At 64.0% G+C, this 20,966-nt stretch carries 11 protein-coding genes; 5 read left to right on the top strand and 6 right to left on the bottom strand.

The features are described 5' to 3' along the window. Positions 1-91 precede the first annotated feature (91 nt). The 6 genes from BPHYT_RS08275 to BPHYT_RS08300 form a co-directional block, all read right to left on the bottom strand. Entirely contained in the window at positions 92-1,393 is a 1,302-nt protein-coding gene (locus BPHYT_RS08275) for an acetyl-CoA C-acetyltransferase (RefSeq protein WP_012432693.1), read from the bottom strand. 159 nt (positions 1,394-1,552) lie between these two features. Next, a complete protein-coding gene (locus BPHYT_RS08280) occupies positions 1,553-2,497 on the bottom strand; it encodes a MaoC/PaaZ C-terminal domain-containing protein (RefSeq protein WP_012432694.1) in 945 nt (314 codons plus the stop codon). A gap of 2 nt (positions 2,498-2,499) precedes the next feature. Then, positions 2,500-3,918: a 3-oxoacyl-ACP reductase gene (locus BPHYT_RS08285; RefSeq protein ID WP_012432695.1), complete on the bottom strand. Its 1,419-nt coding sequence runs from the start codon at positions 3,916-3,918 to the stop codon at positions 2,500-2,502. Between the two features lie 157 nt (positions 3,919-4,075). Beyond that, positions 4,076-6,574, bottom strand: a complete 2,499-nt coding sequence (locus BPHYT_RS08290; RefSeq protein ID WP_012432696.1) for an acyl-CoA dehydrogenase — start codon at positions 6,572-6,574, stop codon at positions 4,076-4,078. A gap of 424 nt (positions 6,575-6,998) precedes the next feature. Beyond that, the gene (locus BPHYT_RS08295; RefSeq protein WP_012432697.1) at positions 6,999-7,865 is read right to left on the bottom strand and encodes a TetR/AcrR family transcriptional regulator; all 867 of its coding nucleotides are present in this window, start codon (positions 7,863-7,865) and stop codon (positions 6,999-7,001) included. A gap of 360 nt (positions 7,866-8,225) precedes the next feature. Beyond that, on the bottom strand, positions 8,226-9,446 hold the full coding sequence (locus BPHYT_RS08300) for an MFS transporter (RefSeq protein WP_012432698.1): 1,221 nt from the start codon (positions 9,444-9,446) through the stop codon (positions 8,226-8,228). 408 nt (positions 9,447-9,854) lie between these two features. Between BPHYT_RS08300 and BPHYT_RS08305 the strand changes: the two genes are divergently transcribed. The 5 genes from BPHYT_RS08305 to BPHYT_RS08330 all read left to right on the top strand — a co-directional run bounded on the left by BPHYT_RS08305 (position 9,855) and on the right by BPHYT_RS08330 (position 20,961). Then, positions 9,855-10,229, top strand: coding sequence for an MAPEG family protein (locus tag BPHYT_RS08305; protein WP_012432699.1), 375 nt, complete (start codon positions 9,855-9,857; stop codon positions 10,227-10,229). Between the two features lie 75 nt (positions 10,230-10,304). Then, on the top strand, positions 10,305-10,826 hold the full coding sequence (locus BPHYT_RS08310; protein ID WP_012432700.1) for a GNAT family N-acetyltransferase: 522 nt from the start codon (positions 10,305-10,307) through the stop codon (positions 10,824-10,826). A gap of 146 nt (positions 10,827-10,972) precedes the next feature. Further along, positions 10,973-12,304: a chloride channel protein gene (locus tag BPHYT_RS08315; protein ID WP_012432701.1), complete on the top strand. Its 1,332-nt coding sequence runs from the start codon at positions 10,973-10,975 to the stop codon at positions 12,302-12,304. 297 nt (positions 12,305-12,601) lie between these two features. Next, positions 12,602-15,115, top strand: coding sequence for a glucose/quinate/shikimate family membrane-bound PQQ-dependent dehydrogenase (locus BPHYT_RS08325; protein ID WP_012432702.1), 2,514 nt, complete (start codon positions 12,602-12,604; stop codon positions 15,113-15,115). 344 nt (positions 15,116-15,459) lie between these two features. Then, positions 15,460-20,961, top strand: a complete 5,502-nt coding sequence (locus tag BPHYT_RS08330) for a trifunctional serine/threonine-protein kinase/ATP-binding protein/sensor histidine kinase (protein ID WP_012432703.1) — start codon at positions 15,460-15,462, stop codon at positions 20,959-20,961. The last annotated feature ends 5 nt before the right edge of the window (positions 20,962-20,966 follow it).

Below are 20,966 nucleotides of genomic sequence, written 5' to 3' on the forward strand. Positions count from 1 at the left end.
CTACGGCCGGTCATCGAAGCAATCCACGCGAGTGTGGCAGCGTGTGAAGCAAAAACATGCGGCGAAGCAAACACTGAAACGCATGTCAGGCTTAGCGTTCCAGAATCGCGACCACCCCCTGGCCGCCCGCCGCGCAGATCGAAATCAGCCCGCGCGCGGTGCCGGCCGGTTTGTCGAGTTGCGCGAGCATTTTCGCGAGGCCCGCGACGATGCGCCCACCCGTTGCCGCGAACGGATGGCCCGTGGCGAGCGAACTGCCGTTCACGTTTAGTTTTTTCCGGTCGATCGCGCCGAGCGGACCGGCCAGACCGAGTTGCGTGCGGCAATACTCGTCATCCTGCCACGCCGCGAGCGTGCACAACACCTGGGCGGCGAACGCTTCGTGGATTTCGTACAGATCGAAGTCCTGCAACGTGAGTCCGGCGCGCGCCAGCATGCGCGGCACGGCGTAGGCGGGCGCCATCAGCAGGCCTTCCTTCTTGTCGAAGTAGTCGACGGCGGCGGTCTCGGACCAGCTTAGGTAGGCAAGCACCGGCAGTCCATGACGCGCGGCCCATTCTTCGCTCGCGAGCAGCACGGCGGAAGCGCCGTCGGTGAGCGGCGTCGAATTGCCCGCGGTCAGCGTGCCGGCGTCGCGATCGAATACAGGTTTCAGGCTCGCGAGTTTTTCGAGCGTGAGGTCGGAGCGCAGATTGTTGTCGCGCGCGAGACCCCGGTACGGCGTCATCAGATCATTGACGAAGCCGCGCGCGTACGCCTCCGTGAGCTTGCGGTGGCTGTCGTAGGCGAGCACGTCCTGCGCTTCGCGCGAGATGTTCCAGCGCTTGGCCATCAACTCGCAATGCTCGCCCATCGAAAGGCCCGTGCGCGGTTCGCCGTTGCGCGGCAGAAGCGGCTTGAAAAACATGCCCGGCCGCAGCTTGCTCAGCGCGCCGACGCGTTGCCCGGTGCTCTTGCCGCGATTGGCTTCGAGCAGGATCTTGCGCATCCGCTCGTTGACGCCGATCGGCGCATCGGAGGTCGTATCGACGCCGCCCGCGATGCCCGCTTCGATCTGCCCCAAGGCGATCTTGTTGGCGACCAGAATGGCGGCTTCCAGTCCGGTGCCGCAGGCCTGCTGCACGTCGTAAGCGGGTGTTTCCTTCGCGAGCGTGGTGGACAGCACGGATTCGCGCGTCAGATTGAAGTCGCGCGAATGTTTGATGACGGCGCCCGCCGCGACTTCGCCCAGGCGTTCGCCGTGCAGGTTATAGCGGTCGATCAGCCCTTGCAGCGTAAAGGTCAGCATGTCCTGATTCGATGCGGTCGCGTAGGCGGTGTTCGAGCGGGCAAACGGAATCCGGTTGCCCCCGACGATGGCGACTCGGCGTACGGCTGGCAGCGGGTTGGACATGCTCGGCTCCTTCGGGGCGTCCCTGGGTATTGAATGGTGCGAAATGGCGCTCATGCTGCGATTAGTGTGACGGTTGATCGTGAGGGCTCCGATCCAACAACGATTTCAGCCGTCCTTGATTCCACGATTCGACTCATGTTTTGGCGCACGACGCGCACCTCATTGCAACCTCCATTGCATGCGGCCGCGCAAATGCGGTTTCTGCCCGGCGATATCGCGCACTTCGATGTCGCGTTCGATCAGCGAAGGCGACGCGCTCCATAGCGACGCTTCGCCGGGCAACAGCATCGGCAGTTTGAATTCGGCGCTGAGGGTGGCTTCCGCAAGCGGCTTCGGCGGCTGCAACGCAGAGGCGGCGCGCGCCAGCGTCCACATGCCATGCGCGATCGCGCGCGGAAAACCGAAGGCTTTCGCGGACAGCGTGCTCAGATGGATCGGGTTGTAGTCGCCGGACACGCCCGCGTAGTCGCGGCCCAGTTGCGACGCGAGTTGCCAGCGCGCGATGCGTTGCAGCGCTTCAGGCCCGAGTTCGAGCGGGTCGAGCACGCTGCCGCTCGCCGGCACGCCGCGCTTCAGATAGACGCTATCGCCGTCCCAGACCGCTTCGCCGCGCCGGTACATGCGCGTATGCAGCACGAACGCCTGGCCTTTGTCGTGGCGCAGCAGCGCGCCGAATTCCACCTCGACGCGCAGCATCTCCTTGTAGGCGAGCGGACGGCGCAGGCGCACATGGTTGGCCAGATGCACGAGCCCGAGCGCCGGCCACGGAAATGCCGGGTCGGTCAGCATCAGCAGATGCAAGGGAAAGGCGAGCAGATGCGGATACGTGAGCGGCACGCCGTGCTCGGGGATGAAGCCGCACACACGCGCGTAACGCCAGATCGGCCCGGGGTCGAGGGCGACGGCGGGACGCACCAGCCGCAACGGCGGCAACTGCAGTAGTTGCGTTTTGCGCCCGCGTTTGACAAGGCCGGACAGCGCGCGCGTATAGAGCTTGGCGGGCGCGGGCAGGGTCTCGATCACAACGGTCTTGGGCCGCACCGCGTCCGGTCGCGCCGCATTCGATAGAGGACTGCCGCCGAACGGATCACCGGGCTCAGCCATGGTCACGCTCCAATCAGGCTTTGTCCGCACACGCGCACGACCTGGCCGCTCACGCCGGCCGATCCCGGATGCGCGAGCCACGCGATGGTCTGCGCCACGTCGACCGGCTGGCCGCCCTGGCTCATCGAATTCATGCGGCGGCCGGCTTCGCGGATGGTCAGCGGAATCTTCGCGGTCATCTGCGTTTCGATGAAGCCCGGCGCGACCGCGTTGATCGTGATGCCGCGCGCGCGCAGATGCGGCGCCATGCTTTGCACGCGGCCGATCACGCCGGCCTTCGACGCGGCGTAGTTGGTCTGGCCGAGATTGCCGGCGATGCCGCTAATCGACGACACGCCGATGATCCTCCCGCCGTCGCGCAGAATACCGGCGCCGAGCAGGGCGTCGTCGATCCGTTCCTGCGCGGACAGATTGATGTCGATCACGCTTTGCCACGCAGCCTCGGTCATCTTCGCGATAGTTTTGTCCTTCGTGATGCCGGCGTTGTGCACGACGATATCCACGCCCTGTTCGTCGAGCGCGGCCGCGATTTGCGCGGGCGCTTCGGGTGCGGCGATATCGAAGGCGAGGGCGGTGCAGTTCAAGTGGCGCATGGTCGCGTCGAGCGCGTCGCGGGCCGTTGGGATGTCGATGCCGATCACGTGCGCGCCTTCGGCCGCAAGCACGCTCGCAATCGAGGCGCCAATGCCGCGCGCCGCGCCGGTCACGACCGCGCGGCGGCCCGCGAGCGGTTGCCGCCAGTCGAAGGTGGGTGCCGTCTCGCCGTCCGCGCCCGCACCCGCGGCGATGCGGACGACCTGGCCCGACACATAAGCCGAGCGTGGCGACAGAAAGAACCGCAAGGTCGCTTCCGCGCGGTTCTCCGCGCCTTGCTCCACGTACACGAGATTCGCCGTGATGCCGCGCCGCGCTTCCTTGCCGAGCGAACGCGTGAAGCCTTCGAGCGCACGTTGCGCGGTCCACTGACGCGGCTTCGTGCAAGTCTCCGGCGGCCGTCCCAGCACGATGATGCGCCCGCACTTGCCGAGCGAGCGCAGCGTGTCGTGGAAGAAACCGTGCAAGGGTTCCAGCTGGGTGCTGTCTTCGATGCCGCTCGCGTCGAACAGCAGTGCCGCGAGTTTGCCTTGCGAGCCGGAGTCGGCCGCCTCGAAGCGGCCCGTCATGAGGCCGTGGCGGTTGGCGAGCGGCACCCACAAGCCGGCGCTTTCATGCGCGACGCTCGTCACGCCGATGCTCGCCACGAGGTTCGCGAGCGCGTCGAGCAGATGCGGTTCGCGGCCCGCGCCGAGGGCGACCAACCCGCCGAACTCGGGCTGATCCGCGCGATAGCGGCGCAGCACTTCGGGCTTCGGCAGGCCGACCGAGCGCGCGAGCCGCGCGCCGAACGGCGAGTTGACGAAGTTCAGATAAGAGTCGTTCATATTATTTGTCGCTCCGCTGGCCACGCCCGAGGGAAATCCCCGTGGGGGACGCCCTGCAAAGAGTCTCTCTGAGGGACGTCGAACGTGTGTCAGTGTGCACCGAGTTCGGCGCCCGCGGCACGCCTTCCCCGGATGTTTTTTTAAGCCGGCGCCGAACTCAGGCCGCGAGCTCCAGCGCCTTTTCCAGCGCCTCCTTGCGTTTCTGCAGATTGGCGAGCATGCCGAAGTCGGCGGGGAAATCGTCCACCTTCACGACTTGCGCGCCGTAACGCGCGTAGTCGTCGAGCACGCGGCGGTCGTCGGCGTCGAGCAGGCCTTTTTTCTGTGCGGTGTCGGTCCATGCGGCCAGTTGCGGCAGGCTTTGCGGCATCGGTTCGAGCCGTCCTTGCTTGACGGCTTCGCGCAGCTTCTGCTCGATCTGCGTGAAGCGCGGGTTCAGCTCGAACACCAGTTCACCGTAGCCGAGCGCATCGACATCCGGATGCGGCACGTATGAATCGGACACCAGACGATTGCGGGCGGCGCCTGGTGTTTGCATCAGTTCGGCAATCTCGCTGCCGAGGCGGTCGGACGGCTCGCGGTGCGGCAGTCCGAACGGAAACGCGAGCACGCGCACGAGGCCGGCGGCGAGGCGGTTCGGATAGTTGGCGAGCACGCCGTCGAGCGCGTGTTGCGCCTTGTACAGCGAGTCCTCGACGCCCCAGCGGACCAGCGGCAGGTCTTCTTCCTGACGGCCTTCGTCTTCGAAACGCTTGAGCGTGGCGGAGATCAGGTAGAGCTGCGACAGCACGTCGCCCAGACGCGCGGAGATGCGCTCGCGGCGTTTCAGATCGCCGCCGAGCACGAACATCGAGACATCGGCGAGCAACGCGAACGCGGTGGAGAGGCGGGTGGCCGCGCGGTAGTAAGCATGCAGCGGCGCATGCGCCGTGCGCGGTTTGGCGATGAACGCGCCGCCCGTCACGCCATAAACAAAACTGCGCACTACGTTGGAGAGCGTGAAGCTGACGTGGCCGAAGAACGCCTCATCGAAATCGCGCAGTGCCTTGGCGCGATCGGTCTCGCGCGTGGCGGCCATTTCCTTCAGCACATACGGATGACAACGAATCGCCCCCTGGCCGAAGATGATCAGGCAGCGCGTGAGAATGTTGGCGCCTTCCACGGTGATCGCGATCGGCACCTGCTGATAGGCGCGCGCGAGAAAGTTCGACGGCCCCATGCAGATGCCCTTGCCGGCGGCGATATCCATGCCGTCGTTGATGACCATGCGAGCGCGCTCGGTGATGTGATATTTGGCGATCGCGGAGATCACCGAAGGCTTTTCGCCGAGATCCACCGCATGCGCGGACAAACGGCGCGCGGCGTCCATCACGTACAGGTTGCCGCCCATGCGGCCGAGCGCTTCCTGCACGCCTTCGAACTTGCCGACGGCGGTGCGGAACTGGCGGCGAACCGCCGCGTAGGCGCCGGTGCCGCGCACGGCGATCTTCGCCATCCCCACATTCGACGAAGGCAGCGAAATCGCCCGTCCCGCCGCGAGACATTCCATCAGCATGCGCCAGCCGTTGCCGACCTGGGCGCGTCCGCCGATCACCCAGTCGAGCGGAATGAACACGTCCTTGCCTGAGTTCGGGCCGTTCTGGAACACCGCGTTCAACGGCCAGTGACGCCGGCCGATGTTCACGCCCGGATGGTCGGTCGGAATCAGTGCGCACGTGATGCCGGGTTCATCGTCGTTGCCGAGCAGATGTTCGGGATCGAGCGCGCGAAACGCGAGGCCGAGCACGGTCGCGATCGGGCCGAGCGTGATGTAGCGCTTGTCCCATGTGACGCGAAAACCCAGCGTCTCGCGGCCTTCGAACATGCCCTTGCACACGATGCCGACATCGGGAATTGCCGCCGCGTCGGAACCCGCATACGGGCTCGTCAACGCAAAGCAGGGGATTTCCTCGCCGCGTGCGAGACGCGGCAGGTAGTGGTTCTTCTGCTCATCGGTGCCGTAGTGCATCAGCAGTTCGGCGGGGCCGAGCGAGTTCGGCACCATCACCGAAACGGCGGCGGCCGAGCAGCGCGTGGCGAGCTTCATGATGACCTGCGAATGCGCGTAGGCGGAGAACTGTTTGCCGCCGTACTGCTTCGGAATGATCATGCCGAGAAAGCCGCGTTCCTTGATGTACTGCCAGGTTTGTGGCGACAGGTCTTGCCAGACCATGGTGGTTTCCCAGTCGTTCGCGAGGTCGCACAGCTTCTCGCATTCGACGTCGAGGAACGACTGTTCTTCCGCAGTCAGCGTGGCGGGGCCGTAGCCGAGCAGCTTGTCCCAGTGCGGACGCCCGGAGAACAGTTCGGCGTCCCACCAGACCGTGCCGGCTTCGATCGCGTCGCGCTCGGTCGGCGACATCTCCGGCAGGATCTTGCGGAAGATGTCGAGCACGGGCTTGGCGAACCACGTGCGCCGCAGCGGTTTGAGCGCGAGCACGAGGGCGGGGAGGACGAAGACGATGGCGAGCAGCGTGGTGGCCACCGGACCCGCCGCTCCGCTGACATGCGCGGCCGCCACCCAGACGATCATGAAGGCCAGCCACCATGCCGCGCGCGCCTGAACGTAGACGAGCGCGAAGGCGGCAATCACTAACACCAGGATAAACCACGGCATGACGTTTCCTCCTCTTTCGATGGTGCGTGCGGACGCATCCACGCAGCGCGGATGGTTCGCGTTCTATTGAATTTCTGCCTCACGCTCGCGCTGCCTCGTCACGCGTACTGCGTCTGCGTTTGCGCGTCGTGTGTGCAGTTCGACAGCGCGGCGTTGCTTAGGTGCGGAACTTAGACGTGCTGCTCGGGTATGCGGCGTTCATCGTGTTCGGCTGCCTTCTCGCTGAGTGTTGATTGAGTACTTGTTGCCTGTTTTGCGTTGACTGTCGGCGTAGAGTTTGCCGGTGGACTGCTGGTTCGACATTGCGGCATGCTTACTATTCTGGTTTGCCCGCATGACGCGGTAGTGATTCGCTTGACTGCTCGCGCAGGTGCCGCATGCGGGCAACGGCTCATGACGGCGCATTGCCCGCAGCGCCCGCTCGCTAAGCCGCGCCGTAAAACGCGTGCTGACGCGAACCTGCTTCCAGGTCGCCGCCTCGATGTTCGCTTTCCGATACGGCCGGCGATGGCGACTCCGATCCGCCCTCGGTGCGCGTCGCGCTCGCAGCTTCAGTACTGCCGACGCCGGCGCACTCCAAGCCGCCTTCGCTAGCGTCGCCGAGTACCGCGGCGAACGCGGCCAGTTGCGTGCCGTCGGGCAACGGCGCCTTGAGCGCGGCCACCATCAGCGAAGCGAGACGGGCGATGAGTTGCAGGTCGTTCATCGACTTGCCCTGCGAGAACTCGGAAAGCAGGCTGTCCGTGTCGGTGCCGGCCAGCACGCCCGACAGCGCGCCGATCGCGAAGTGCAGACGCCAGCCGAGTTCCTCGCGCGGCAGATGCGGCAGCGCGCGCTGGAACGCATCGAAAAAACGCACCGCCACAGAGGCGTAATGCCCGTTGAGAAAGTCGCGAATGAACGACGACGGATCGGTATAAGCGCGGCCGAGCAAACGCAGAAACGCCTTGCCGCCTACGCGGGGGTCGCGCGACAGACGCAGCGCCGGAATGAACATCGCGCCGAGCACATGCTCGCAGGTTAGACGCTCGCCGAGCAGGGTGTCGAAGCGGTCGAGCAGCTTGAGCCGCTCCTGGTTGAGATGGTCGAGGCGGCGCGACAGCATCGAGTGAATCAGCGATTCCTTGCTGCCGAAGTGATAGTTCACTGCCGCGAGATTGACTTCGGCACGCGAAGTAATCTGGCGCAACGACATGGCCTCATAACCGCAGTCGATGAAGAGCGTTTCAGCGGCGTCGAGGATGCGGGACTTCGTATCGCCGGCATGCCGGCCTGTTGTGCGAACTGCCATGTTGCGTCTCCCAGTTGCCGGGCATCCGGCGCGCAAACAAGCGATTCAAATGTTTATTTGAAACGGCCGTTTTTTTCAGGATAAGAAGAAACGATGCGTGCGATCAAGGGGTCACAGTCGACTAACTCCTCTAGAAGACCTGACGAGGGTCTGTCTTTCCATTGAGCGCGGCACGTCAATCCGCGCGGAAATAAAAAAGGCCGTTCCGATGAAAATCGGAACGGCCTCGTATTGCTTGCTACTTTGTTTGGCCCTGCGTTTGTTGGCTGACGCGTGCTTTGCGTCGCGGCGGTTCGAGCCGCCTTTGCCGTCTATTGTGCCCGATAACGCGCCGGTAAAATAGCTGTTTGGTTCGAACGCTTAAAGCTGCGCCGCGACCTGTTTCGCCGACTGCGTCATGTCGATGCCGCGGCGCTCGCGGCTGAACGGAATCAGCGCGGCGATCACCACTGCCACGATGCCGATCACGATCGCCATGATGAGCGCGTAGTTGTTGCCGTGCGCTTCGGCGGCGCTCGCCTGCAACGGACCGTTCACCGACGCGATCAGATTGCCGAGCTGATACACGAGGCCGGGGAAGGTCGCGCGAATTTCATCGGGCGAGATTTCGTTCAGGTGTACTGGAATCACACCCCACGCGCCTTGCACGGAGATCTGCATCAGGAAGGCGCCCACCGCGAGCAGCACCGGCGTGGTCGAGAAGGCCCACAGCGGCAGCACCGGCAACGCGATCAACGCAGCGATGAAGATCGCGCGTTTGCGGCCGATCTTCTCCGACAACGCACCGAAGAACAGCCCGCCGCAAATTGCGCCGACGTTCAGCGTGATTGTTATCCACGACACCGTATGCGCATCGAACTGATGCTGCACGCGCAGGAAGGTCGGATACAGATCCTGCGAACCGTGCGAGAAGAAGTTGAACGCGGTCATCAGAACGATCGCGTACAGCGACAGCTTGACGTTCTGCCTGAGCGTGGCGACGAGACCCGGACGCGCTTTCTTTTCGAGCGTCTTGAAAGCGGGCGACTCGGGCACGTGCGCGCGCACGTACAACACGAGCAAAGCCGGCAACACGCCGACAAAGAACATGCCGCGCCAGCCGATGTACTGATAGAACACGCCGAACACGACCGAAGCGAGCAGATAGCCGCTCGGATAGCCGGCTTGCAGCAGACCCGAGACGATGCCGCGCGACTTCGGCGGCACGGTTTCCATGGTCAGTGCGCCGCCGACGCCCCATTCGCCGCCCATCGCGATGCCGAACAGCGCGCGCAGCACGAGCAGGGTGGCGAGATTCGGCGAAAAGCCGGACAGCAATTCGAGCAACGAGAAACACGCGATGTTGACCATCAGCGTGGGACGGCGGCCGTACTTGTCGGCGAGCCAGCCGAAAATCAATGCGCCGAGCGGACGCATCACCAGGGTCAACATAATGCCGAAGGCGACTTCTGGGATTTTTGTATTGAACTCCGCCGCAATATCTTTCAATACGAACACCATTAGAAAGAAATCGAATGCGTCGAGTGTCCAGCCCAGATAGGCAGCGATCGTGACGTTTCTCTGTTCCCGTGTCCAACTCATTGATTGTTCTCCTGGTTCTCCATTCACCCGTGTTCAACGACGGGTGGCTCCGCAGCCCCGTACGCCCCGTGGCATGGGCTTCGAGCGAGTGTACGCCGACTGTTAAACGCTTGCATGGATGAAGGCACGTTTATCCGTATTAATCCCTAACGCGGATTTCACGCGTAATCGCGACGTGCGTTTAGTGTCGGGAAAATGTAATTATTGTATTAACGGTGTGGGCCATTAAGTTTGTCATTTGTAATCTATTTTGAGTGTGATTTCGTGCTAATCCGGTCATTTTGACTTTAGGTGACTGGCTTCCCGGTAGAGGTGACGCTCGCGGAATTCCGGTTGGCGGCGCTGCCGGCCGGCGGGTATAACAGCGGCTCGCGGCGTTTCGCGTTGCGCATACAAGGGAGCTTACCAATGACAATTCCGCATTTATGCCTGCTCGTCGTCGCGCTGTTGCCGTTTCCGTGGACCATGCTCGCAAAAGTCAGCAGACACTACGACAATCGCACGCCACGCGCCTATCTTGCCGGTCTCGACGGCTGGCGCGCGCGGGCTCATGCGGCGCATCAGAATGCGTGGGAGGCGTTGGCCATGTTCACCGCGGCGATCGTCGTCGCAGGACAGGCGGGAGGATCGAGCACGTGGATCAACTGGCTGGCGATCACGTTCGTCGTCTCACGCGTGCTGCACGGCGTGCTGTATGTCGCGAACCTAGCGTCGCTGCGTTCGCTGGTGTGGTTCGTCGGCGTGGCGTGCGTGGTGTCGATGTTCGTCGTTTCCATTCGCTAATCATGGGCGATGGGATCGCGCGAGTCGCGCGGTGCGAGCCGCCGTTGCTGAATTGAGTCGAAGGAGGAGTCGCCGATGAGCTTGCCGCACTTCACGACCGCGCGTTTGCTGTTGCGTCCGCGCTGCTTCGACGATCTCGAAGCATGCCTCGCCATGGATCGCGACGTCGAGGTCACGCGGCATATTCCGGGTCCGTGGCAGGACCCTGTCGCGCATCGGCGGTTTGTCGAGGGGCGCATGCGCTGCGCCTATCCCGACGGGCTCGGCTACTGGTCGATCTTCGAACGCGCTGCGCCGGAGCGTTTTCTCGGCTGGGTGCTGCTGATTCCAGAAGACGGCGCCGGCCCCGAGGTCGAAATCGGCTGGCGCCTGGTGCGCTCCGCGTGGGGCCGAGGCATCGCGGGAGAGGCCGCGCGAGCGGTCATCGAGCACGCGTTCGCGACGGTCGGACTGAGCGCTGTGGTGGCGGGTATCGCGGCGGAAAACGCCGCTTCGCGACGGCTTGCCGCCAAACTGGGCATGCGCTGCCCGGAAGGCGCGCCGGTCGACGCGGACGGGTATGTGCGCTATCGGATCGAACAAGCCCACGCGGGTTGAAACGCCAGTTTTCCGGTGCCCGCAAGGCGCGGCATCGCTATATATGCAGCACACGCATCAGTCGAGCTGAAAAATCAATTGGATTCATGTTGCGTTGCGGAATAAGATGGCTGCCATCCCACTTATTTCGCTGTTGTCGACGCGCCATGTCAGTCAAATCAACCACTTCCGAGCCTGTACGCCGCGAGCACAGTCCCTTCGCCGTGGTCGCCGCCGTCACGCTGCTTACGGGCCTCGGCGCCGGCCTCGGCGGCATGTTGCTCGCGCTGCTGCTGCACGGCATCCAGCATCTTGCATACGGCTACAGCGTGACGCACGTGATCAGCGCGGAGAGTTTTCTGCAAGGCGTCAGCGCTGCCGCGCCCGAACGTCGCCTGCTGGTGCTGACGATTTGCGGCCTCATCGCGGGGTTCGGCTGGTGGGCGCTGTATCGGTTCGGCCGGCCGCTCGTGAGCATTCGCCAGGCCGTCAAGTCCGACGATCCGCAAATGCCCGTCATGAGCACGACGATTCATGCCGTGCTGCAGATCGTCACCGTGGCGCTCGGCTCGCCGCTCGGCCGCGAAGTCGCGCCGCGCGAAATCGGCTCGGCGTTGGCCGGCTGGCTGTCGCGCCGGGCGGGCCTGTCGGCCGCGCAGAGCCGGATCATGGTGGCGTGCGGCGCGGGCGCCGGTTTGGCCGCTGTCTACAACGTGCCGCTCGGCGGCGCGGTGTTCGTGCTCGAAGTGTTGCTGGGCACCTTCGGCTGGCCCGCTCTGGTGCCGGCTATCGTGACCTCGTCGGTGGCCGCGCTGGTCGCGCAACTGGGATTGGGCAACGAGCATCAATATCTGGTTGCGTCGATGACGCTGAGCCCCGCGCTCGTGGTCTGGTCCGTGGTGTGCGGTCCGATTTTCGGCGTGGCGGCGTGGAGCTTCGCGGAACTGATGAAACGCTCGCGCGCGGCGGCGCCGAAGAACTGGCGCCTGCCGGTGTTGTCGCTGCTGAACTTCGCGACGATCGGCGTGTTCGCGATGCATTTCCCCCAGTTGCTCGGCAATGGCAAGGGACCTGCGGGGCTGGCGTTCGACGGCGGCCTGACCATCAGTCTCGCCGCGATGCTGCTGGTGCTGAAAGTGGTGATCACCGCGAGCAGTTTGCGCGCGGGCGCCGAAGGCGGGCTGCTCACGCCGGGGCTCGCGAATGGCGCGTTGCTGGCGATCGTGCTCGGCGGATTGTGGAGCCTCGCGTGGCCAGGGGCATCGTTGGGCGCATTCGCGGTGGTCGGCGCAACGGCGTTTCTCGCTGCCTCCATGCAGATGCCGATCACGGCCGTGGTGCTCATGTTCGAATTCACCCGCGTGAGTCAGGACTTTCTGATTCCCGTGTTGTTCGCCATGGGCGGCGCGCTGCTGGGTTTTCGTGCGTGCGCAAAGTGGGCGCCTGCGCTGCAGTCGAGCGTCGGGTTTGGCTGGAGTGGGGCGAGCAAGGCGCGGTAAGGCATGGGTCGCCTATGGTGACGCGGATGCTGGAAAACGAAAGGAGAGCGAAAGGAAAGCCGGCGTGCGCCTTGAAGTGAAATACGCTTATGTGAACGACAGCAGGAGCGTTACGTTCTCGATGCTCGCGGCACCGAGCGCTTCCTGGTGATGAGTCCGCTGGCCGGCGGATCCCGAATGTACAGTTTCAGCAGAATAATGCGCACCTTCTGATATGCTTTTTTCCGTGCTCCGGCGCGTGAAATCCGCGTCGGTACCGACGGCATGCGGTATCCACTCAAGAGGGTTGCGATCATCATGACCAGTCAGTCGAATTCCCGGGGCGTGATCGGCGTCGTCACGTTGCTCTTCACCGTGCTCACCGCGCTTTACTTGTTGATCGGTGGCGCATGGCTTCTTTCGGTGGGCGGCTCCGCCTACTATCTCATCACGGGCGTCGCGCTGTTGGGCGTGGCCTGGCTTCTGTGGCGGCGCAGTCCCACCGCGCTCGTGCTTTACTCGCTTGTGTTGATCGGCACGGCGATCTGGGCTCTGATGGAGTCGGGTCCCGACTTCTGGGCGCTCGCGCCGCGCTCCGGTGTGCTCGTCATCTTCGGCGTGTGGTTGCTGCTGCTCGTGAGTTGGCGGCTCGTCGGCGAGCGCAAGCTGGGTGTGGTGTCACTCGTCGTCGCGCTCGTGGCATGGGCGGGCGTGCTGGTCTACGCGAGCTTCAATGATCCGCAGCAGGTCAACGGCACACTGAGCGCTTCCGCGCCCGCGAGCGGCGCGGGCGCCGGCAGCGGGATCGACCCCGCCGATTGGCCCGCCTATGGACGCACCCAGGAAGGCACTCGCTACTCGCCGCTACAGCAGATCACACCTGAGAATGTGAAGGATCTCCAGGTGGCCTGGACCTTCCGCACGGGCGACATGAAGGGGCCCAACGATCCTGTCGAAATCACCGACGAAGTCACGCCGATCAAGATCGGCGATCTGCTTTACCTGTGCTCGCCGCACCAGATTCTGTTCGCGCTCGACGCGAAGACGGGCACGCTCAAATGGAAATTCGATCCGAGGCTGAAGTCCGATCCGTCGTTCCAGCACGTGACTTGCCGCGGCGTGTCGTATGTCGATCTGTCGGCGGGTGCGACGGCGGCCGCACCCGCAACAGCGCCAGCGAGCGATGCCACCGCAACCGCAGCGGCACCCGCAAGTGACACTGCAACTGCCGCCGCGCCCGCGAGCGATACAGCCACCGCGACCACAACCGCCGCACCCGCCGCCACGCCAGCGAGCGACACTACAGCCACCTGTACACGCCGCATCTACCTCCCGGTCAACGACGGCCATCTCTACGCCCTCGACGCGCTGACAGGCCAACGTTGCGAAGGCTTCGCCAACCACGGCGACCTCGATCTCCAACACGCCCAGCCGGTCACGACAGCGGGCATGTACGAACCCACCTCGCCGTCGATCATCACCAGCAAGGTGATCATCGTGGCGGGCTCGGTCGAGGACAACTTCTCGAACCGCGAGCCGTCGGGTGTCATCCGCGGTTTCGACGTGCGCACGGGCGAACTGCTCTGGGCGTTCGACCCGGGCGCGAAGGACCCGAATCACATTCCGGGCGCGGGCGAGCACTACACGTGGAACTCGCCCAACTCATGGGCGCCCGCCGCCTACGACGCGAAACTCGACATCGTCTATCTGCCGATGGGTGTCACGACGCCGGATATCTGGGGCGGCAACCGCACGCCGGAGCAGGAGCGTTACGCGAGCGGCCTGCTCGCCCTCAACGCCTCGACCGGCAAGCTCGCCTGGTTCTACCAGACCGCGCACCACGACCTGTGGGACATGGACCAGCCGTCGCAACCCACGCTCGCCGACATCACCGGCAAGGACGGCCAGAGCGTGCCGGTCGTCTACGCGCCGGCCAAGACCGGCAATCTGTTCGTGCTCGACCGCCGCACGGGTGTGCCCGTCGTGCCGGCGCCCGAAACGCCCGTGCCGCAAGGCGCCGCTCCCGGCGACCATGTTTCGCCGACGCAGCCGTTCTCGCAGCTTACGTATCGCCCGTCGAAGAAGCTGACCGACGCCGACATGTGGGGCGCGACGATGTACGACCAGCTCGTGTGCCGTGTGATGTTCCACAAGCTGCGGTACGAAGGCACGTTCACGCCGCCGTCGCTGCAGGGCACGCTCGTGTTCCCGGGTAACCTCGGCATGTTCGAGTGGGGCGGCATTGCCGTCGACACCGACCGCCAGATCGCCGTCGCGAACCCGATCGCGCTGCCGTTCGTCTCGCGTCTGATTCCGCGCGGCCCCGGCAATCCGTTGGAGCCGGTGCCCGGCGCCAAGGGCAGCGGCACGGAGTCAGGCATTCAGCCGCAATACGGCGTGCCGTACGGCGTGGTGATCAACGCGTTCCTCTCGCCGTTCGGCTTGCCGTGCAAGCAGCCGGCATGGGGCTACATCTCCGCGATCGATCTCAAGACCAATGAGATTGTGTGGAAGAAGCGCATCGGCACGGTGCGCGACAGTTCGCCGATTCCGCTGCCGTTCAGGATGGGCATGCCGATGCTGGGCGGTCCGATCGTCACCGCGGGCGGCGTCGCGTTTATCGGCGCGACGGCGGACAACTACATCCGCGGATTCGACGTGAACAACGGCAAGCAGGTCTGGGAGGCCCGCCTGCCGGCAGGCGGACAGGCCACGCCGATGAGTTATTCGATCAACGGCCGTCAATACCTCGTGATCGCGGCGGGCGGGCACGGCTCGTTCGGCACGAAGCTCGGCGACTATGTGATTGCCTACGCGTTGCCGCAGCAGTGAGCGGCACGCGCCGCCGCGCTGTTTCAGTGCGGCGCGTCGGAAGGTTTGAGCCTCATGCAGCGGCATGCCGCGGGCGCGGGAAGCGCGCCGCGCATGCCGTTTTTTTTGTGGTCAGCATTCTTGTGTTGCGCCGGCGGCTGTTCAATAAATGGGACGCCGCTTCAGGCAATAGCCGGGAAGGCGGGAAGCGTGGACAATAATTTCTAAATGGAATTCGCAGCTTTACAGCAAGCTTGCAGCGTGGAACCGGGGCAAGCGCTTTGCACCAGCTCCGGTCGACCGTATTCTGCATGGGACCGGAGCCAGTGCCAAAGCACTCACTCCGATCGACAGTGGAGTCCGCCGTGGATCTCACCGGATATGAGTTGGAGCCGCTGCACGACGACGGCGACTTCTCCCTCTATCGCGCCCGCAGACCCCGCCATGCCGTCTCGGTGCTCGCGCTGGTCGCCACGCGCCCGGCCTCGCACAGCCTCACCCGGCTCGAGCACGAATACGGATTAGCCCCGCTGCTCGATTCCAGCTGGGCGGCTCAGCCGCTCGCGCTGTACCGCCGCAGGGAGCCGCCCATGCTCGTTCTCGACGACGACGGCGGCGAGCCTCTCTATCGCTCGCTGGGCCGTCCGCTGGAGCTCACGCGCTGGTTGCGCATCGCCGTCAATCTGGCGCGGGTAATCGGCCACGTTCACCGCTGCGGTCTCGTTCACAAAGACATCAAGCCGGCGAATGTGCTCGTCGACGGGAACGGCAACGTGCGGCTCACTGGCTTCGGCATCGCTTCGCAACTGCCGCATGAACATCAGCCGCCCGCGCCGCCGGAGATCGTGGCCGGGACTTTCGCGTACATGGCGCCCGAGCAGACGGGCCGCATGAACCGTTCGATCGACACGCGCAGCGATCTGTACTCGCTCGGCGTCACCCTGTACGAGATGCTCACCGGCGCGCTGCCGTTCACCGCATCGGACGCGATGGAATGGATTCATTGCCACATTGCGCGCAGGCCGACGCCGCCAGGCGAGCGCGTCGACGGTCTGCCGAAACCGGTCGAGGGGATCGTGCTGAAGCTCCTCGCCAAGGCCGCCGAGGACCGTTACCAGACCGCGGCGGGTGTCGAAGCCGACTTGCGGTCGTGCCTCGCGGCATGGGAGGCGCACCATCGCATCCAAGCGTTCCCGCTGGGCGCGCACGACGCGTCCGACCGCTTGCTGGTGCCCGAAAAACTGTACGGGCGCGAGGCGCAGATCGAAGCGCTCGTGAGCGCTTTCGATCGCGTCGTGGGCAGCGGGGCGGTCGAACTGGTGTTGATCTCGGGCTATCCGGGCATCGGCAAGTCGTCGGTCGTCAACGAGTTGCACAGGGTGCTGGTGCCGCCGCGCGGCCTGTTCGCGTCCGGCAAGTTCGATCAGTACAAGCGCGACATCCCTTATGTGCCATTTGCTCAAGCGTTCCAGACGCTCGTACGCAACCTGCTGAGCCAGAGCGACGCGGAGGTCGAGCCGTGGCGGCACGCGCTGTTGGAGGCGCTCGGGCCCAACGCTCAGTTGATGGTGAATCTGATTCCCGAGCTCGCGCTGATCATCGGCGAGCAGCCGCCCGCGCCCGTGCTGCCTCCGCAGGACGCGCAAAACCGCTTCCAGATCGTGTTTCGACGTTTTCTCGGCGTGTTCGCGCGACCGGAGCATCCGCTCGCGCTGTTTATCGACGACCTGCAATGGGTCGATACGGCGACGCTCGACCTGCTCGCGCATCTGGTCACGCATCCGGAGGTGAAGCACGTTCTGCTGGTCGGCGCGTACCGGGACAACGAGGTGGATGCGTCGCATCCGTTCGCGCGCACGTTGGAGTCGATCAGCCATGCCGAAGGCAAGGTGCAGCGGATCGAACTCGCGCCGCTCACGACGGAGAACGTCACGCAGCTCGTCGCTGATTCGCTTCACTGCGACGGCGCGAGCGCCGGCCCGCTCGCGCAACTGGTGCACGAGAAGACCGGCGGCAACCCATTCTTCGCGATCCAGTTTCTGACCGCACTCGCCGATGAAGACCTGCTCACTTTCGATCAGCGCGCCGCGGGGTGGTGCTGGGATTTGTGGCGCATCCGTTCGAAGGGTTTTACCGAGAACGTCGCCGATCTGATGGCGGCGAAGCTAAGCCGCTTGCCTGCGCCGACGCGCGACGCATTGGGGCAACTGGCGTGCCTCGGCAACATCGCCGAGGTGATCGCACTGACGTGGGTTCAGGGCGGATCCGAAGAGACGATGCACGCGAACCTCTGGGAAGCCGTGCGAACGGGACTCGTTTTTCGCGTGGCCAACGCTTATGAATTCGCACACGACCGCGTGCAGGAGGCCGCTTACGCGCTGATTCCCGCCGATGAGCGCAGCGCCGCGCATCTGCGGATCGGCCGGGCGCTGGTGTCGCGGACGCCGTCGGACGCGCTGGAAGATGCCATCTTCGACATCGTCAACCATCTCAATCGCGGCGCGGCGCTGATCGTGACGGAGCCGGAGCGCGAGCAGGCCGTTGCGTTGAATCTCATCGCGGGGCGGCGCGCGATGAATTCGACGGCCTACGCGGCCGCGCGCAGCTATCTGGCGCAGGGCGCGGCGCTGCTGTCGCCCGACGCATGGGCGCAGCGTTACGACAACACCTTCGATCTCTATCTCGCGTTTTCGGAGTGCGAGTATCTGGTCGGCGATTTTGCGAAAGCCGACGCGCTGGTCGACATGATGCTCGCGAGAGCGCGCTCCAATCTCGATCGTGCGAAGATTTTCAGTCTGCGCATCGAGTTGTATCAGCTCGCCGGAAGATATGACGAGAGCTTCGCGGTCGCGCTGGCTGCGCTGCGCGATTTCGGCATCCTCTTTCCTGAAAACGATCAGGACATCCAGGCGGCCCTCGACCACGCATTGCGGGACGTTCACGTCAATCAGGCCGGGCGTCGCGTCGACGAACTCGTCGACGTGCCGGTGGCGACGGATCCCGCGATCCGTGCAATCGTCAATCTTCTGCTTCAGGCGATGAACTGCGCTTTCGCCGCCCGGCCCGCGTTCTATCCGCTCATCACCCTGAAGGCGGTCAACCTCTCCTTGCAGCACGGCAATACCGAGAACTCCAGTTTTGCTTACGGCAACTACGCGTTGATGCTGGTGTCCCTGATCGGCGATATCCCCACCGCAGTGCAAGTTTCAGAGATGTCGCTCAAGCTCAACGAGAAGTTCGGCAATCGGCGCCTGAATGGCAAGCTGCTGCACCTATATGGCGCGCACGTCAATTTCTGGCGCTGCCACATTGCAAACAATCTGCCGGTGCTCGAACGGGCCACCGCTGCATGCCTGGAAGCGGGCGACCTGGTTTTTGCAGGCAATGTAGCCTTCAACGCGGTTTGGCAGACGATCGAGAAGGGTGCTGCACTCGAAGACGTGCAGGCGCTCGCGGAAAAGTACGCGGCGCTCGCGCGCGAGAGTCACAACGACGCGGTGTATGAGTTGATCCGCGTCGAGCGGCAATTCGTCATCAGTCTTCGCGGCAAGACGACCGAACCGTTGAACCTGAACGACGAGACATTCGACGAAACAGCCTGCTTCGAGGCCATCGTCCAATCGAATTTCGGCTGCGCCATCGGCGTTTATCGCATCATCAAGGTCGTGCTTGCTTTCCTCGATGGCCGCTATTCAGAGGCGTTAGAGGCGGCTGACCGGGCGGAGGCGGTCCTCAGTTCCGTCATGGCGCTGGCGATCGAACCGACCTATCACTTCTTTCATGCGCTCATCTTGACGGCGCTTTATCCGCAGGTGTCCGGGGAACAGCAGCAAGCCTGCAAGCACATTCTCGCAGCGAAACTCAGAAAGCTCGAAATGTGGGCCGAGCACTGCCCGGAGAACTATCAGAACCGCTATGCGCTTGTCTGTGCGGAGCTCGCGCGCGTGGAGGGCCGCGATCTCGACGCCATGCGCCTCTATGAACAGGCTGTCCACTCCGCTCATGAGAACGGCTTTCCACACCACGAAGGCATCGCCAACGAACTCGCCGGTCGCTTCTATTTAAGTCGCAGTCTCAGAACGAGCGCCGACGCGTATTTGCGCAACGCGCGTCATTGCTTCGCCTTGTGGGGCGCGGACGGCAAAGTCGCGCAACTCGACGCGGAGTTTCCGCGCCTCGCCAACCAGGACGGAGGCAATGCGACGTCGACGCTCAGCTTCGATTGGCGGCAATTCGACGCCGCGACGCTGCTCAAGGCGTCGCAAGCCCTTTCCAGCGAGATCGAACTGGATGGCCTGATCGAGCGCCTGATGACGATAGCGCTGCAGACCTCAGGCGCCGATCGCGGCCTGCTCGTTGTGCCGCAGCAGCCGGACGGCTACCGGATCGAAGCAGAAGCACGCATCAATGGACAAGGGATTGCGCTGAACCGGGAGCCGCTTGCCCATTTCGCCGTTCCTGCCGGCATTCTGCGTTACGTGATCCATACGCAAAAGAGCGTCATCATCGACGATGCATTGACACCCAATATGTTCTCGCAGGACAGCTACGTGGCAAGTGGCGCGACGCGCTCCCTGTTCTGCCTGCCGCTGGTCAGACAGGGCACGCTCAGCGGCCTCCTGTATCTCGAGAACACGGCTACGTCGCATGTCTTTACGGCGCGCCGTTCCTCGCTGCTCGATTTGCTGGCGTCACAGGCGGCCATTTCGCTTGAGAACACCCGTCTTTATGCCGATCTCCAGGAACGCGAGGCAAAGGTTCGGCGGCTGGTGGACTCCAACATCATCGGGATCCATATCTGGGACTTCGAAGGCGGCGTGGTCGAAGCAAACGACGCTTTTCTGCGCATCGTGGGTTACAGCAGAGATGATCTCGTCTCAGCGCGTATTCGCTGGCCCGATCTGACGCCGCCCGAGTGGCGTGAACTCGACGAACGGGTGAGGGTGGAATTGACGACCACGGGCAGCGCCAAGCCGTTCGAGAAAGAATACATCCGCAAGGATGGCAGCCGTGTGCCCGTGCTGGTCGGCGCGGCGGCGTTCGGCGACCGCGAGGGGCAGGGCGTCGCTTTCATACTCGACCTGACCGACCAGAAACGGGCGCAACAGCACGTGCGCGACAGCGAACGGCGATATGTCGGACTCCAGATGGAGCTGGCGCATTCCAATCGCGTGGCGACGATGGGCCAGCTATCGGCGTCGATTGCCCACGAAGTGAAGCAACCCATTACCGCAACGGTCGCCTACGCCAGTGCGGCCTTGCGCTGGCTGGCGGCGCGCCCGCCCAATCTGGACGAAGTGCGCGAAGCGCTCAACCGGATCGTCGCGGATGGTGGCCGCGCCAATAGCATCGTCGACCGCACCCGCGCTTTCTTTAAAAAGGAGCCGCAGCGAAAAGACGGACTCGACATCAACGAAACGATTCTCGAATTGATCGCGTTCATGCGAAGCGAAGCCAGCAAACACGGTGTCGAGTTAAGCGCTAAGCTGGCTGATGGATTGCCGCAGATCCACGGCGATCGGGTGCAACTGCAGCAAGTCATGCTGAATCTGATGATCAACGCTCTTGAAGCGATGAGCGTTAAGGAAGCCGGCGAGCGAACGCTTGTGATCCGATCCGGCAGGTCCGGTATCGACGAACTCTGCATTAGCGTAGAGGATTCCGGACCGGGTCTCGACACCGAACATCCGGAAGGCGTTTTCGAGGCATTTTTTACGACCAAACCCAACGGGCTGGGGATGGGGCTGCCGATCTGCCGCTCGATCGTGGAAAGTCACGGCGGACGGCTATGGGTGACGTCGAACTCTGCGGGCGGCGCCACGTTTCAATTCACGTTGCCTGCGCAAGGCGACGTAGCGCATACGTAGCGCAT

Source organism: Paraburkholderia phytofirmans PsJN (genome assembly GCF_000020125.1).
Classification (GTDB): domain Bacteria; phylum Pseudomonadota; class Gammaproteobacteria; order Burkholderiales; family Burkholderiaceae; genus Paraburkholderia; species Paraburkholderia phytofirmans.